Genomic DNA, 13,775 nt, shown 5'->3' with positions numbered 1-13,775 from the left:
TTGAGAATAAAATCTGGCTTAGATAATATTCAATATTTTACTTTTTTGGCTGCACTATTACGTAAGTATTATATAATAATACGTCTACCAATGTAGAATTTAATTGATTTACTAATATAGCCATTTATTTATAAAATCTTAATACTTAGCTATAAATATTACTTAATATAAAAAATTAAGATAAGTAGAGGAAAATTAAAACTACTACTGCTTGCGTTCGGAAAAAGTAAAAAGGAAAGGTTAAAACACTTATACCATAACCTTTTGGCTTATTTTAGATAGGATCTTTATTTACGCGAGTACTGTAATATTTATGTAACGAAATGTAAACATATCCTTCTTTGCCAATGATCTACTTATGATTAATTAGTATTTTTATCATGGTAAATGTCGACAAAAGTCTAATTAACTTTCTCAGGTTGATGCATTTATTCTAAAAGCATCTCCACGCCTGTGAGCATCTTTATGCTTGTCTCCCTTCTTCATACACTAGCGTCCATCCTAGCTGGGGGAACCTCCCTCATTAGTACGGAGCAAATTGACTTTAGTCGTCCAGGAAGTCGCAGGGACGAGAGTACCGGGCCTACTCTCAATTTGTACTTTTATGACATTCGAGAGAGTAAGCAAGTACAACACTCTGGCAGGCAGGTAGAACGTAAGTTTGCACAATCAGGGTTACAACCTGCTACTGTAACTTGGTCTCCCAGTTGGTTTGATGTCTCTTTAATATTAACGGCTTGGGATAGTACGACTTTAGGCGAACATCGGCTATTAACTGAAGCATTAACTTTGCTGCTGCGTCATCGCTCATTGCGTGAGGAATTTTTAACTCCTGAACTGTGTGGTTATGGCAATTTATCTATGACAGTTTCTGTAGAACCACCAGTTGAAGTAGGTTCTTTATGGAGCGCTCTCAATGTTCCCTTACGTCCAGCTTTATATTTAACAGTTACAGTACCCTTTGAACCACAAAAGACTTCCATACCTTTGGTTTGGGAGCGAATTATGAGCGTATATGATCAACTACAAAAAAATGGCAATGGCAAAGTATCAACTAAGCGGGTAGCGATCGCAGGCATTGTCAAAAATGCAATAACCCAGCAGCCAGTTGCTGATACAGAAATTAACATTAGGGGAGCCGAGAAATCAGCAACTAGTGACAAAGAAGGGTTGTTCTTTTTTGAAGATTTAAGACTAGGTAATTATGTATTAACACTGAAATGTATTGATTATGAGCCACAAGTCTGCAACATCTTAATCGATAGCCAAAATTACACAGTAAAAGAAATTTTACTTACACCTGCCTCAGTAATTGAAAATCGTCAAAACTAACAAAGGCAGAGATTACGACTGCATAAAATTATAATCTTTAATCCAAAATGGAGAGACTTTCATGGCAAGACTTGATTACAAAGCTCCTGGCGTCTACGTTGAAGAAATAGACCGAGGTAGCCGACCGATAGAAGGTGTTAGTACAGCAGTAGCTGGGTTTGTCGGCTTTACAGAAGATGTGCGTGGCGGGGCTGAGTTATTTAAGCCCATGTTAGTAACCAATTGGACGCAATATCTTAACTACTTTGCCCATACCAACTCTGATGGCTTCACCAACTTCAATGCTTATTTACCCTTTGCAGTCTATGGCTATTTTATGAATGGTGGCGGTCGCTGCTGGATTGCAAGTATAGGTACGCAATTACCAAGTACTTCCAGAACCGCCACACCAGAAGCTCCATCCTTACAAATTACTGGTCGGGGAAATCGTCCCTCCCTCACCTTTACCCTGCGTCCCGAACAGGTAGCAGATGGGGCAATTAGTATTGTGATTAATGACAGTACACCCCGCGCCCTACCTGAAGGTACTGAGGGAGAAGTGCCGCCAAACACAGGGGAGTATTTTACATTACAAATTATTCGTGGTGAGGAAGTTCTCGAACAGTACGAAAACTTGACTATGAACCGCGAATCAGCAACTCAGGTGGCAACTTATGCGATCGCTGCTTTGCGAAACTCCTTGTATGTCAGCGTTACAGACTCCTCTCCATCTGGACAACCCCTAGCGCGACGACCGGCAAATGGTCAGTACGAACTAACACCTGCGATCGTCGCATCCCCGCCCGATCGCTTTTCACAGGATGTTGAGGGAGTACGCGACGACCGTACAGGCGTGCGCGGTATTTTCGAGATTGATGAAATTACCATGCTAGCTTGTCCCGATTTGATGCGGGCTTATGAAGCTGGAGTAATGAACTTAGACCAAGTTCACGGCATCATGGAACTCATGATTAGCATGTGCGAGGGTTCTGCTAGTGGTGATGTTCCCAATCCACCTAATCGTATGGTTGTACTTGATTCGCCACCAGATCGCGCCAAACCCCAAGAAGTAGTTGAGTGGCTGCAAAGAAGCTTTAACCGTCGTTCTATGTTTGCAGCACTGTATTATCCCTGGATTAAAGTTCCCAACCCGCGCAACGGTGGCAGACCGATACTTGTACCTCCTTGTGGTCACATGATGGGCGTTTGGGGGCGAACAGATGAAACTAGAGGAGTTTACAAAGCGCCTGCAAACGAAGTACCAAGAGGCGTAATCGGCTTAAGTTACGATACCAATTTCCGTGAACAGGAGCTATTAAATCCCCTTGGTATCAATTGCATCCGCAACTTTCCTAATCGAGGTATTCGCATCTGGGGGGCACGTACCTTAGTCGAACCTGATAAAACCGAGTGGCGTTATATAAGTGTGCGCCGATTATTTAGCTATATTGAAAAATCGATTGAATTGGGTACACAATGGGCAGTTTTTGAACCGAATGATGAAGACTTGTGGGCACGCGTGCGCCGTACCGTCAGCAACTTCCTCGAACGCCTATGGCGTGAAGGGGCTTTATTCGGAGCCACACCAGAGCAAGCATTCTATGTCAAATGTAATGCAGAATTGAATCCTCCAGAAACCCAGATTCTCGGTCGTTTGTATATTGAAGTCGGTGTTTGCCCTGTACGACCTGCCGAGTTTGTCGTCTTCCGCATTAGTCAATGGAATGGTGTTGATGGCGAGTAGTTACTGTTACCAAACTATTCATTTTATTCAAATTTAAGGAGTTGATATATGGCTGAATTTCTCACTGCGGCTCGCTTCTATTTTGAAGCGGATGGAATTACCGAAAAAGTAATCAAAGAACTTAGTGGTTTAGGAGTTGAATCTACCCCTGCTCAGGATATTCATGGTTCTATGAAGGGAGGTTTTGCAGCTCGTCAAGCTACTCCTACTGTCGCTAAATTTACAAATATTACTGTCAAGCTCATTGCTACTGATGATTTGAGACTTTATGAGTGGTACGAAGATTGTAACAAGAATAATGGAGGCTCAAGTCAGTGGGAAGGCAATCGTAAAGATGCTTCGATATCAGTTTACGACCAGTCAGGTAAAATGCAAGCGCGTTGGGAAATTCTTAGATGTTACCCCTGTAAATATACAGGTCCTACCTTGACTGCAAGCAGTGGCGATATGGCGACTGAAACCTTAGAGTTAGTTCACGAAGGTATTAAACGAGTTCCTCCAAGGTAGGGATACAAATTCAATAGACTTCTTGCATAAATCAAAAAGAAGAACCCCACCCCGCCTTTAACTTACGTCAAAGTCTCCCCTCCCCCCCTGCGGGGAGGGCTTGGGGGTGGGGTTTTCGGGACTTTTGCTCATAGGTCTAATATAGCGTTGGTTCATGGAGGCATTTAATACCTGCCTCCTTAACTATTCATTTGGAGTGATAAACAATGCCGAAATTTGAAATTCTTACACCACATCGCTTCTACCTAGAATTGCATTTAGATGGATCTAGCGACTTGGTAGATGGTACTTTTTTAGAGTGTCGGGGATTTCAGCAGACTCAAGCACCTATTGAAATCTGTGAAGTCACTATTAATAAATGGGGCAAAGCCAAAAAAGGTCAGGCGATTAGGACTAAAATTCCTGGCAATGTTAAAAGCGGAAATCTGACTCTACGTAGAGGGATGACTAGCTCTGTTGCACTTTGGAACTGGTTTCAAGCAGTTCAAGATGGCAATTGGGCTAAACAACGTAAAAATGCTTCTTTGACTATTTACGGCCAAAATGCAAAACCACAAGCAAGATTTGATTTAGCCGGAGCTTGGCCTAGCAGTTACAAAATTACTGATGTTAATGCCCGTAGTACAGAGATAGAAATTGAGGAAGTCGAAATTGCTTTCGAGGAATTTAAAAGATCGAAATTATAGGAAGTTTTATGTTTCAAACAGAGTTTGAGTTTACATTACCTAAAGGCTATCTAGACTCTGATGGCAATCTCCATCGCAAAGGGATAATGCGGTTAGCAATTGCCATTGATGAAATAGCTCCTCTGCGCGACCCTCGTGTTAAGTCTAATCCAGCCTATGCTACGATAATTATTCTGGCTCGTGTAATCACCTCACTAGGGGCATTATCTGAGCTAACTCCTTTAATAGTGGAAAACTTTTTTGCTCAAGATTTAAGTTACTTACAAGACTTTTATCGTCACATCAATGGCTTAGAAAAGGAAACAGCCATCTTAGAAGATACTGTTAATAATTCTGAGCCTCTAGTTATCAATTAGATATTTTATTGTTCATTTCTAATTGTCTATGCGCCGCAAGGATATTGTTTGTACTGAATTTGCCTTTACTCTTCCTAAAGGTTTAGTTGATAGCCAAAACCGAGTACATCGTCAGGGAGTCATGCGTTTGGCTACTGCATTAGATGAAATTTTATTGCAAAAAGAACGTAAAGTTCAAGAAAATTCTGCTTATGGGGTTTTAGTGATGCTTTCACGGGTAATTACCCGCTTAGGTAGCCTTACTTCTGTTAGCGCTAATTTGCTGGAAGGGCTTGTAGTCAGTGACTTAGCTTATCTTAGGGAATTTTATAATCGAGTAAATCAACAAGGAAATACTCATATCCCTACTGAATGTCCTCATTGCAATGCTAAGTTTTTAGTGGAGCTAGAATTAGCGGGGGAGTCATAAGCTACCCCTCTGATATGTTATATGAGGAGGTAGCGTTTATTGCTTACCACTTTCACTGGTCACAAGATGATCTTTTAAATTTAGAACACACTACGCGTCAGCGTTGGGTAGAAGAAATAAATAAGATTAACCAAAAGTCAGGAGATTAGTTTCTTGAACAGTTGAAGAAAATGCAAAATTCAGAATTCAGAAGACGGTAATCAGTCCGAAATTCAGACCCATGACGCAATTGTTTAACACCAAATCTCTATATTTGGTGGGTGACTTAAAGAGAATGAAATTCAAAATAAGGCTTCGTACTCTTTTTCATACACTCCTAAGTAGCTCTAGAAAAAACGAATTGTTTCTTATTAAGAGTTTATATTTTTTCATAAATAATTAATAATATTTAATAGTTAATATAACTTTTTTATCCCTAAAATAGGATTAACTATAGATAAATAAAATTATCCTTTTTATAAAAATAAAGGGTTTAATTTTTTTTGACAAAAAATATCATAGCTTAATTTTATATTATGAAAGTAAAAGTTTTTAATTCACAGACCTTAAGTGAAGTCAAGGAACTTAACCTAGCTCTAGCAACCAGAACACAACGTGAATGCATAGTTGGTCGCTCTCCTAACGCAGGTTTAGTCATCGATAGTCCTGATGTGAGCCGACTGCATGGTAAGTTTTTTTACCAAGATGGGGATTATTACTTCTACGACCTTGGTAGTAGAAACGGCTCAATAGTTAACGGTTATCTGGCTCAGACAAATCAAAGCTACAAATTGAAAGCTGGGGATGTTATTCGCATTGGTGAATTTGTTCTTACAATTGAAGAAATAAACTCAGTACCTGAAGATTTACCAGAAACTGTCTACAAAAGCCTAGATGCTACAGTATTTTCAGGTTTACGAGAAGCTGCTAATTTAGATATTTATAAAATCCCTAATCAACCTCAAGAAGCTGTTAATGAAGTTTCGGAATCAGTAATCGCAGAAAAAGTTACCGAAACCTCCAATCAAGATGTCCAGTCTATAAATGCTACAACTGATACTTCTGATGTAATTAATTTTCAAGAAACAACTAACTTTCAAGAAGTAACTTTTGTTCAATCCCAGGAAGCTGAATCTCAAGTAATAGCTAAAACTCCAGAAACAATAAGTGAAGTTTTTGAAATAACTTATATTCAATCTCCTAAATTATCTGAAGAGCTAACAGTTTCCCAACTAAGTACTGAAACTGCTCAAGTAACTGAAGAACCAACCGTTCCCGAAGTAAGTACTGAAGCTGCTCAACTAACTGGAGAACCAACCGTTTCCGAAGTAAGTACTGAAACTAGTCAACTAACTGAAGAACCAACAGTTTCTGAAGGAAGTACTGAAATTTATCAAGCAACTGAAGAACCAACCGTTTCCGAAGTAAGTACTGAAACTTATCAAGCAACTGGAGAACCAACCGTTTCCGAAGTAATTACTGAAACTAGTCAACTAACTGAAGAACCAACCGTTTCCGAAGTAATTACTGAAACTAGTCAACTAACTGAAGAACCAACAGTTTCTGAAGTAAGTACTGAAACTAGTCAACTAACTGAAGAACCAACCGTTTCTGAAGGAAGTACTGAAACTTATCAAGCAACTGAAGAACCAACCGTTTCCGAAGTAATTACTCAAACTAGTCAACTAACTGAAGAAGCAACCGTTTCTGAAGGAAGTACTGAAACTTATCAAGCAACTGAAGAACCAACCGTTTCCGAAGTAATTACTCAAACTAGTCAACTAACTGAAGAACTAACAGCTTTTGAAGTAATTACTGAAACTTATCAAGCAACTGAAGAACCAACCGTTTCCGAAGTAATTACTGAAACTAGTCAACTAACTGAAGAACCAACAGTTTCTGAAGTAAGTACTGAAACTAGTCAACTAACTGAAGAACCAACCGTTTCTGAAGGAAGTACTGAAACTTATCAAGCAACTGAAGAACCAACCGTTTCCGAAGTAATTACTCAAACTAGTCAACTAACTGAAGAAGCAACCGTTTCTGAAGGAAGTACTGAAACTTATCAAGCAACTGAAGAACCAACCGTTTCCGAAGTAATTACTCAAACTAGTCAACTAACTGAAGAACTAACAGCTTTTGAAGTAATTACTGAAACTTATCAAGCAACTGAAGAACCAACCGTTTCCGAAGTAATTACTCAAACTAGTCAACTAACTGAAGAACCAACAGTTTCCGAAGTAAGTACTGAAACTGCTCAACCAGCAGAAGAACTAACAGTTTTTGAAAATACTAGCTCTATTCCTGAGGTGATTTCTGATTTAACTACTATTGAAACACCTGAAATAGTAGGTGAAGTTTCTAAAGAAATGACTCCAACACCTGCTGAAGATACTTATTTGCAGGCTGTTGAGGCTTTAAAAACAACAGAATATGTTGATGCAATTGCGCTACCAGAAAAAGATGCTGTATCTCAAGTTACTGATATATCAACCATTGACTTAGGAATGACAGCATTGGAAGAAGTCAGCGAACCCTCGCAAACGAGTGTTGAAGTTAAAAGCGAAAGGGAAACATCTCAATTAAGAGAAATTCAGCCTGCGGAAGTAGAAGTGGTGGAAGATGTTGCGGTATACACTCAAGTACCTGCTGAAGAATCTAAAACAGAGGCGGTTACACAAAAAAGTAATGTTGAATCTCCTAATTTAGCATCTTTACAAACACCTGTAAACGAAACTCCTAAGGTTTCCTCAATTATTTATACAAAATACATAGCGCTCATCGCTCACGAAAGTAAAAAATCGGATTTGGCAAAATTTGTTGCTCAACATCAAGAGTTTTTCTCCCAGTGTTTAACGCTTGCACCACCCTCTATTAGTCAAATATTAATCCAGCAACTAAATATATCTATCAGTTTGCAAATTTCTGCTACAACATCTGGAGGATATCAAACTATTGCTTCTATGGTTGCCTCAGAAGATATATTGGCAGTAATTTTATTGAAAGATTTTATGATGGCTCAATCTAGTCAGGCAAATGAAGAAGCACTCTTGAGGGTATGTAACATCAACGAAGTTTTAGTTGCAACCAATATCCCTACAGCAGAAGCGATTATACATTATATTCAATTTAAAGCATGATCGCGCTCTTCTTAACTTTCCAAACATGATGCATAAGCTGCACAAAGATTTTTTTGTAAAGCTTTAATATGAACTGTAAACTATCTTTGCACCAAGTCAAAGCTATAGTTGCATTATGCCCATAACACAATCTGACTTTTCCCGCTAAGTCTTAAAATGCTTACTGGCAAAGGCTTTAAGAAACAGCGCAGCATATACGGTACAGTAATTAAAATTCGGTGCTAAAGGTAATAAGCAATGTTGGATTGGTGGGAGAAAAATTTTGCAACCTGTGAACTGGGCGATAAGCCTGACGGCATGGCTACGCTTACCGCCGATTAGATGAGCGTGCAATGTCAATAGGCTATGCTCTAAGTCTTGGTTTGGCAAAGCACTGTCGGAAATTTTCAGCAGTGGAAATGTACTGAATGGCACTAAGAAAATCCGAAATACTTGTGGTTTAAGCAGTTTGCAATTGCTTTCGTAATTCGTGGCGGGGTTTGGTCATCAATGGGTAAATTTTAGGGCGACGTTTACGGACTCGTGGTTCATTTCTAGCAGGGCGGTCAGGAAAAGCCTTGTGAGCAATAACTTTTAGCAAAGTGCGATAAAGTCGGAGACGTTTTTGGGAAGAAGCAGCTAATAATTTGGGAATAAAGTTAATTAAATGGTGGCAAGTACCCTGCAACGATAGGCGTAACGGAGGAGTGGTGCATCAGTGAGAGGTTAGAGTGATTGCACATTTGTCAAGAGGGTGCGGGGAAAGGGGACATATCTAGCTTGGAAACTGGTTTTCGCAGCGCTTTGACAACTCCTAAATCTTGATTCTCTTTTGCAGCGAAGTACTTAATAGGGTCATCCGCCTTACCTTTGTCATATTTTCCCAGCTAACTGTTTTGTTTTCAGGTCTTCCAGGCTTTTTAGCTTCCTAAATAACGCTTCTAGGGTTGACCCATCAGCAATCCAAATTTGTTCAAAATTACGGAGTGCAAATTTAACACTATCTGGCAATGGTCGTCGGAGTCTTTGTTGCCAATTAAATTGTAACTTAGGTAGTAAATCTTTAAATACACGCTCAAATAATTCAGCAGGGAAAACTAAAAATCTTTCTGATAATGATTGTTGAGCAACTTTTGTGGGATGACACCATAATAAACCAACTCTAGCTAGCAGACGATTTAACTCTTGAACGCCAGGAACTTGCCGCCATAACAGTGTTAAAACTGCTGCTATCATTAACGATAAATTCAGAATTTTATCTCGTAATCCTAACTGCTTATAATATTTTTGTTTATTAAAAACTGCTGGGTTTAATAAAGCTTCTAAATGATTAGCGATCGCTTCATTATCTATTGTGGGAGTATTATACCATTGTGCGTGATCAGAGTTTTGTTTTGGTCGCTTGGGCATGACAGTAAACTAAACTTTTCATTACCTCATTTGATAATTGAATTTACCTAACAATGTTGTCCATGTTTTACGTCTTTACAATACTTTTTCATCTCCTGTTTAGCTGTCAAAGACTTTAAAGATAATGATAATCAAAAACTAGAGGGAGGATTCAAGCCTTGCTTGAATCCTCCCTCTTTCCCCATACGATTATCATTCTTATTAATAATGTAGATCATGGTTTCACTAGTTTGAGGATGATATTCGTAGTCTTTACTGAGACGACGATAGCGACCTAACCATGCAAGTGTACGGTACGTTCCACAACCTAACGTCGAGGCAATACTTTAAAGCCTGAAGTGTCATCAGAGCGTTTAACAATCTCCATTGCACAGCCAATAAAATACCTAACCCAATCAACTAGTTTTCCAGCATATCCGGCATCTGCCCAAATTAAATTGGTATTAGGGAATGAGTATTGAATTTTATCTAGTACTAGTTTTGCTCCGTCACGGTCTTGAATTGAAGCGGCATGTACAACAACCATTAAAAGCAAACCCATCGTATCGACAAGGATATGGCGTTTGCGACCATTAATCTTTTTTCCTGCATCATACCCCTTGACTCCTCCTTTTTCAGTTGTTTTAACTGTTTGAGAGTCTATAATTCCTGCGGATGGTTCTACGTCTCGTTCTTCGAGTTGCCTGAGTTGCGTTCGCAGAATTGAATGAATTTTTTGCCATACCCCTTTACGCTCCCAGCGTCGAAAATACGAGTATACAGTTTGCCATGCCGGGAAATCGTGAGGCATCATTCGCCAGGAGCAACCTGCACGCCTGATGGAAAGTATATTATCAGTGGTAGTGATGACAAAACATTAAGATTGTGGCGAGGTGGTCATTGGAAATCGTGGCTTCAAGTCTGCTGCGATCGCCTCCGTTACCACCCCATCTTCAAAAATCCTGAATCAATTGAAGATATAGAACAGCGTGAGACTGCGATCGCAGCCTGTGAAACTTGCCGAAAATATGTTTGGAGTAAGGAAGATATCTCAGTTTAGACAATGAAGTTCAGGCAGTTTACGCACTTGTCAGCTAAAGATGAAGAGCAATTACATGTTCTCATCCTGGAATTTTCAGATGATGGAGCGATCGCCTCTTTCATTATCCAGTTTTCAATAATTCTAAAATCTCGTTCCTGCCATAATTTCTAAGTATACTGGTGTTGTTATGCTCTTTTGTACCAAAATTGAAGGATGGTAATTCGTTGATCGTGTCAAAGAAAAGTCTAGACTTCTTCAAGCAATGTCTGTGATGACATCTGAATATCAAACTGGGTTGGGTAGAAAGCTTGACTTTCAGCCGGAAATTTGTTCAACCAAAAAAAGATGCAGTTCATGTTTGGGAACTTTCTTACAATTTTGTGTCCAAGCTAGCTGTATATATCTCTGTATTATCAGTGGTGGACACGGCATTTTCATCGCGCTTTAACCACCCCTGAAAAATTACCTCACGCCCATCCTCAGCTTCAACAAACTGGTAAACACGCTCACGATTTTCTCTCGCCCCAAACCGACCAACATAATCCAACTTTAAACCCACCTTATCCAGTAACTTCTGAGCGATCATAATTGGAGTATATTTGTCCGAAATAGAAAGCTTCAAGTAAGTTTTAATAACCTGCCTGTACTGCACCGCCAACGCTTTCAATTGTTGCAATTCTGGATCAGAACCTCGTAACATTACTCCAGGTGAAAGAAATTGTAAAATATTGAGACTTTTTAACACCAGGACTGCTGGCAACATCTGTCTCCGGTTAAAGTCAGGTTTCCAGATAGCATTCTCACCCGCATCAATCTGTGCCTTGGCTCTTTTAGCATCATGAACTGATAGAAATTCTCGTCCCATAGTCAAGTAATAATGCATTCGCAATTGAGGATACCAACCCTCATCATCTTTCTCAACCAACTCCGCCGTTACCTCAACTCCATAACGCTGTTGTAACTCGGCTTTGCGCTGCTGTTGTCGTTCAGCGCGAGTTTTGGCGCGTTTGTCTCTCAGTTTTTTGAGTTCCGTATCAGAGAGTGTTTCACCGTTTGCGATCGCGCTACACTCGGCAATATACAAATCTTCCGAAACTGCTCGAACTTCATTGATTACTTGCTGATTCTCTTGCGGTTCCGCATCAGTTGCATCGATGATTGTGTAGCCGTCAGTTTGCAAACCCTGAAGCACAGACTCACGGTAACGCCTCATTTCGGCGTTGATGGCACAAGCCCGTTTCCCCCAGCTTTGTAAAGATTCAGGCTGAAAGTTCTGATCAATGCAACTGTAATCTGCATTATCCGCCGCCGACAACAGCGCAATATTAGTCCGTGTAGCTGCGTATTGACTTCCCAAAAGCGCCCCTATCGACATTAAGCCGTTTCCAACAACACCTAGCCCATGCTTTCTGATCCAAATATGACGATCAACAGTATCTCTCAGCCTTGCTAACATCTGCCGCACGGAGTTAACGGGCTGTACTCCCTGGAAAATACCCCAAACTGCTGTGAAATGCGCTTTAATGTCTATTGATATCCCAGTTTCCAAACTTGGGGAAGTAATAACCAAGTCATATTTTGTGAGAATTTCGTTTAGGTGAGCAATGCAGCCATAAGCAGGGTGTGTAGGATCGGCAACAGACTCGCTATCAATTCGCAAAATCCGTAGATGTGGGAATTTGCGGCGGAACCGTTCTTCTAAAACCTGTGTTCCCCACTTGGATTTTGCTTTTTGAGCAGAACAACACAAGAGATGATGACCACCTTTAGCGATCGCTCGATCCATCGCTGCAATCAAATCTTTTGGGTCGTTCCCTTTGTAGCTGTAGCAGTTCCCAGCTTTGGATTGATAATTCTTGACAATCACAAAGGGGTTAACTCTAATTTCCCCAGCTAGTGATAGTACATAATTTACATCACAATCGGATACATCAGCAGAAGATAGATAAATCTTACCTTGTGGGCTGCTCAAAACGTTTTGAATCAATTGCTTGAGGTTTTTGAGGACGGATACGCGACGGTTAGCTACTTCTGTACCTGAGTTGAGAAGATGTTCTGGTATGAGAAGTTGACCCAGAAATCTTTGGTTGAGTGCGATGGCTGCTGGATAAGTGAGCAATGTAAAAAGCCGAAGTTGCCACATCTCTAAAGCTTCGGCTATATTGTAAAGTCCCTTAAATGCGTCTTGAGCTTGGGCAACAATAAAGTCATCAACACCCTTTTCTGGCCCTGGTAAATCAATTACTCTAACTGAACAGCTCTCGGCAACTAATAACCGTCCCATGCGATTAATGGCAGTTCTCACCTGTTGAACAGTCTCACGTTTGGTGTCCCGGTCAAAGCAGATGTCAACAGGTCTACCCTTGGTGGCAAAATGCTTGAGGTCAGGAATAAGAGATGGTTTAGCAATAGGGTTCCCCTCTTTATCTTTGGGAGTGCGATAGCCAGCGTTCACACCAGGAATAGCGATCGCTGCGTAACCAGCAGTGAGTAATGTCCCAGCTTTCTTTGCACCTTCCACAATTACCACTGGTACATTTCGCCGCCATACCCAGTACCAAAACCCCCAAGGATGCTGCCAATCTTCTTCAGTGCTGGGAATACCGCAACTGTCTGAGACTTTTGCCCAAATGTGTTTTGGGACTCGTAGAAAAAAAGCCCGTATCGGTTCTTTGTAAGGATGTTCGTACTTGATAAACTTATAAATTTTATTGTAGTCACGCCTAGGCTTGTCGCCCTTAAAACAGCCCCAGCCCATATCAATGTAGTCGTTGAGGGGGTCAATGCCACTACACCACCAACCCCCATACTCAATGTGGCGATATTTCTTTAAATCCAAATCCCGTAACCGTCCATCATTGCGGCGTGAGATGTTTGGACTTTAAAGTAAATACTCGTAAGGTGTTGTTCCTTCAAGTGACTTCACGTTGAGGTGAAAGATTTCCTGGTCAACTCCACTATCAAGCCATTCTTGGAGATGCCGAGCTTGAAAATTAGTCTCATTTATATCAATTACATTCATGTTTCCTCCTAGTTTTGATGCACGACAAAGATGCGGCATGGACAAAGTGCCGCTGTCAAAGCTGTTTGTTGTATTTGTGCTAGTTACAAACTCATCAAAAACTTGCCAGCATTCTTGTCTACATCGTTCTCACAGATGCACACAGAAAGTTAAATTAATTCTTGTGCTAACTAATTTTTTGATTTTGGCAACTTAATGCAGATGGTCAGAG

At 40.4% G+C, this 13,775-nt stretch carries 13 protein-coding genes and 2 pseudogenes; 9 read left to right on the top strand and 6 right to left on the bottom strand.

Annotated features, from left to right (window positions below):
• Positions 1-465: 465 nt before the first annotated feature.
• The 8 genes from LC608_RS18915 (at position 466) to LC608_RS18885 (ending at position 8,132) form a co-directional block, all read left to right on the top strand.
• Entirely contained in the window at positions 466-1,332 is an 867-nt protein-coding gene (locus LC608_RS18915) for a Pvc16 family protein (RefSeq protein WP_229554982.1), read from the top strand.
• 61 nt (positions 1,333-1,393) lie between these two features.
• Positions 1,394-3,055 carry a phage tail sheath C-terminal domain-containing protein gene (locus LC608_RS18910; RefSeq protein WP_229554981.1) on the top strand — a complete coding sequence of 554 codons (1,662 nt, stop codon included), beginning with the start codon at positions 1,394-1,396 and terminating at the stop codon, positions 3,053-3,055.
• A gap of 48 nt (positions 3,056-3,103) precedes the next feature.
• Positions 3,104-3,562 carry a phage tail protein gene (locus LC608_RS18905; RefSeq protein ID WP_229554980.1) on the top strand — a complete coding sequence of 153 codons (459 nt, stop codon included), beginning with the start codon at positions 3,104-3,106 and terminating at the stop codon, positions 3,560-3,562.
• Between the two features lie 206 nt (positions 3,563-3,768).
• The gene (locus tag LC608_RS18900; RefSeq protein ID WP_229554979.1) at positions 3,769-4,248 is read left to right on the top strand and encodes a phage tail protein; all 480 of its coding nucleotides are present in this window, start codon (positions 3,769-3,771) and stop codon (positions 4,246-4,248) included.
• 8 nt (positions 4,249-4,256) lie between these two features.
• Complete coding sequence (locus LC608_RS18895) at positions 4,257-4,604, top strand: hypothetical protein (RefSeq protein WP_229554978.1); 348 nt, start codon at positions 4,257-4,259, stop codon at positions 4,602-4,604.
• A gap of 28 nt (positions 4,605-4,632) precedes the next feature.
• Positions 4,633-5,013 (top strand): phage tail assembly protein, encoded by a 381-nt coding sequence (locus tag LC608_RS18890; protein WP_229554977.1) that lies wholly within the window; start codon positions 4,633-4,635, stop codon positions 5,011-5,013.
• Between the two features lie 14 nt (positions 5,014-5,027).
• Positions 5,028-5,162 (top strand): DUF6760 family protein, encoded by a 135-nt coding sequence (locus LC608_RS37315; protein WP_308189894.1) that lies wholly within the window; start codon positions 5,028-5,030, stop codon positions 5,160-5,162.
• A gap of 366 nt (positions 5,163-5,528) precedes the next feature.
• The gene (locus LC608_RS18885; protein ID WP_229554976.1) at positions 5,529-8,132 is read left to right on the top strand and encodes an FHA domain-containing protein; all 2,604 of its coding nucleotides are present in this window, start codon (positions 5,529-5,531) and stop codon (positions 8,130-8,132) included.
• Positions 8,133-8,276: 144 nt separating this feature from the next.
• On the opposite strand, the gene LC608_RS18880 is transcribed toward LC608_RS18885, so the two are convergent.
• From LC608_RS18880 to LC608_RS18865, 4 genes and pseudogenes are all read right to left on the bottom strand, one after another.
• On the bottom strand, positions 8,277-8,546 hold the full coding sequence (locus LC608_RS18880) for a hypothetical protein (RefSeq protein WP_229554975.1): 270 nt from the start codon (positions 8,544-8,546) through the stop codon (positions 8,277-8,279).
• Positions 8,547-8,571: 25 nt separating this feature from the next.
• A complete protein-coding gene (locus LC608_RS18875) occupies positions 8,572-8,799 on the bottom strand; it encodes a hypothetical protein (RefSeq protein ID WP_229555075.1) in 228 nt (75 codons plus the stop codon).
• A 188-nt stretch (positions 8,800-8,987) separates the two neighbouring features.
• Positions 8,988-9,521: pseudogene (locus LC608_RS18870) on the bottom strand (hypothetical protein); the annotation flags it as partial.
• 131 nt (positions 9,522-9,652) lie between these two features.
• Positions 9,653-10,356 (bottom strand): annotated as a pseudogene (locus LC608_RS18865) (IS5 family transposase); the annotation flags it as partial.
• Here LC608_RS18865 and LC608_RS18860 point away from each other — a divergent pair.
• Positions 10,303-10,560 carry a WD40 repeat domain-containing protein gene (locus tag LC608_RS18860; RefSeq protein WP_229554974.1) on the top strand — a complete coding sequence of 86 codons (258 nt, stop codon included), beginning with the start codon at positions 10,303-10,305 and terminating at the stop codon, positions 10,558-10,560. The pseudogene LC608_RS18865 and the gene LC608_RS18860 overlap by 54 nt on opposite strands.
• A 352-nt stretch (positions 10,561-10,912) precedes the next feature.
• Here the strand turns inward: LC608_RS18860 and LC608_RS18855 are convergent, their stop codons facing one another.
• Both LC608_RS18855 and LC608_RS37310 read right to left on the bottom strand, forming a co-directional pair.
• Complete coding sequence (locus tag LC608_RS18855) at positions 10,913-13,381, bottom strand: plasmid replication protein, CyRepA1 family (RefSeq protein WP_308189893.1); 2,469 nt, start codon at positions 13,379-13,381, stop codon at positions 10,913-10,915.
• A gap of 42 nt (positions 13,382-13,423) precedes the next feature.
• On the bottom strand, positions 13,424-13,564 hold the full coding sequence (locus LC608_RS37310) for a hypothetical protein (RefSeq protein WP_308189892.1): 141 nt from the start codon (positions 13,562-13,564) through the stop codon (positions 13,424-13,426).
• Positions 13,565-13,775: the final 211 nt, after the last annotated feature.

Origin of the sequence: Nostoc sp. XA010 (assembly GCF_020829625.1) — a bacterium.
Lineage (GTDB): Bacteria > Cyanobacteriota > Cyanobacteriia > Cyanobacteriales > Nostocaceae > Nostoc.
This window is presented reverse-complemented; position numbering and strand designations above follow the sequence as displayed.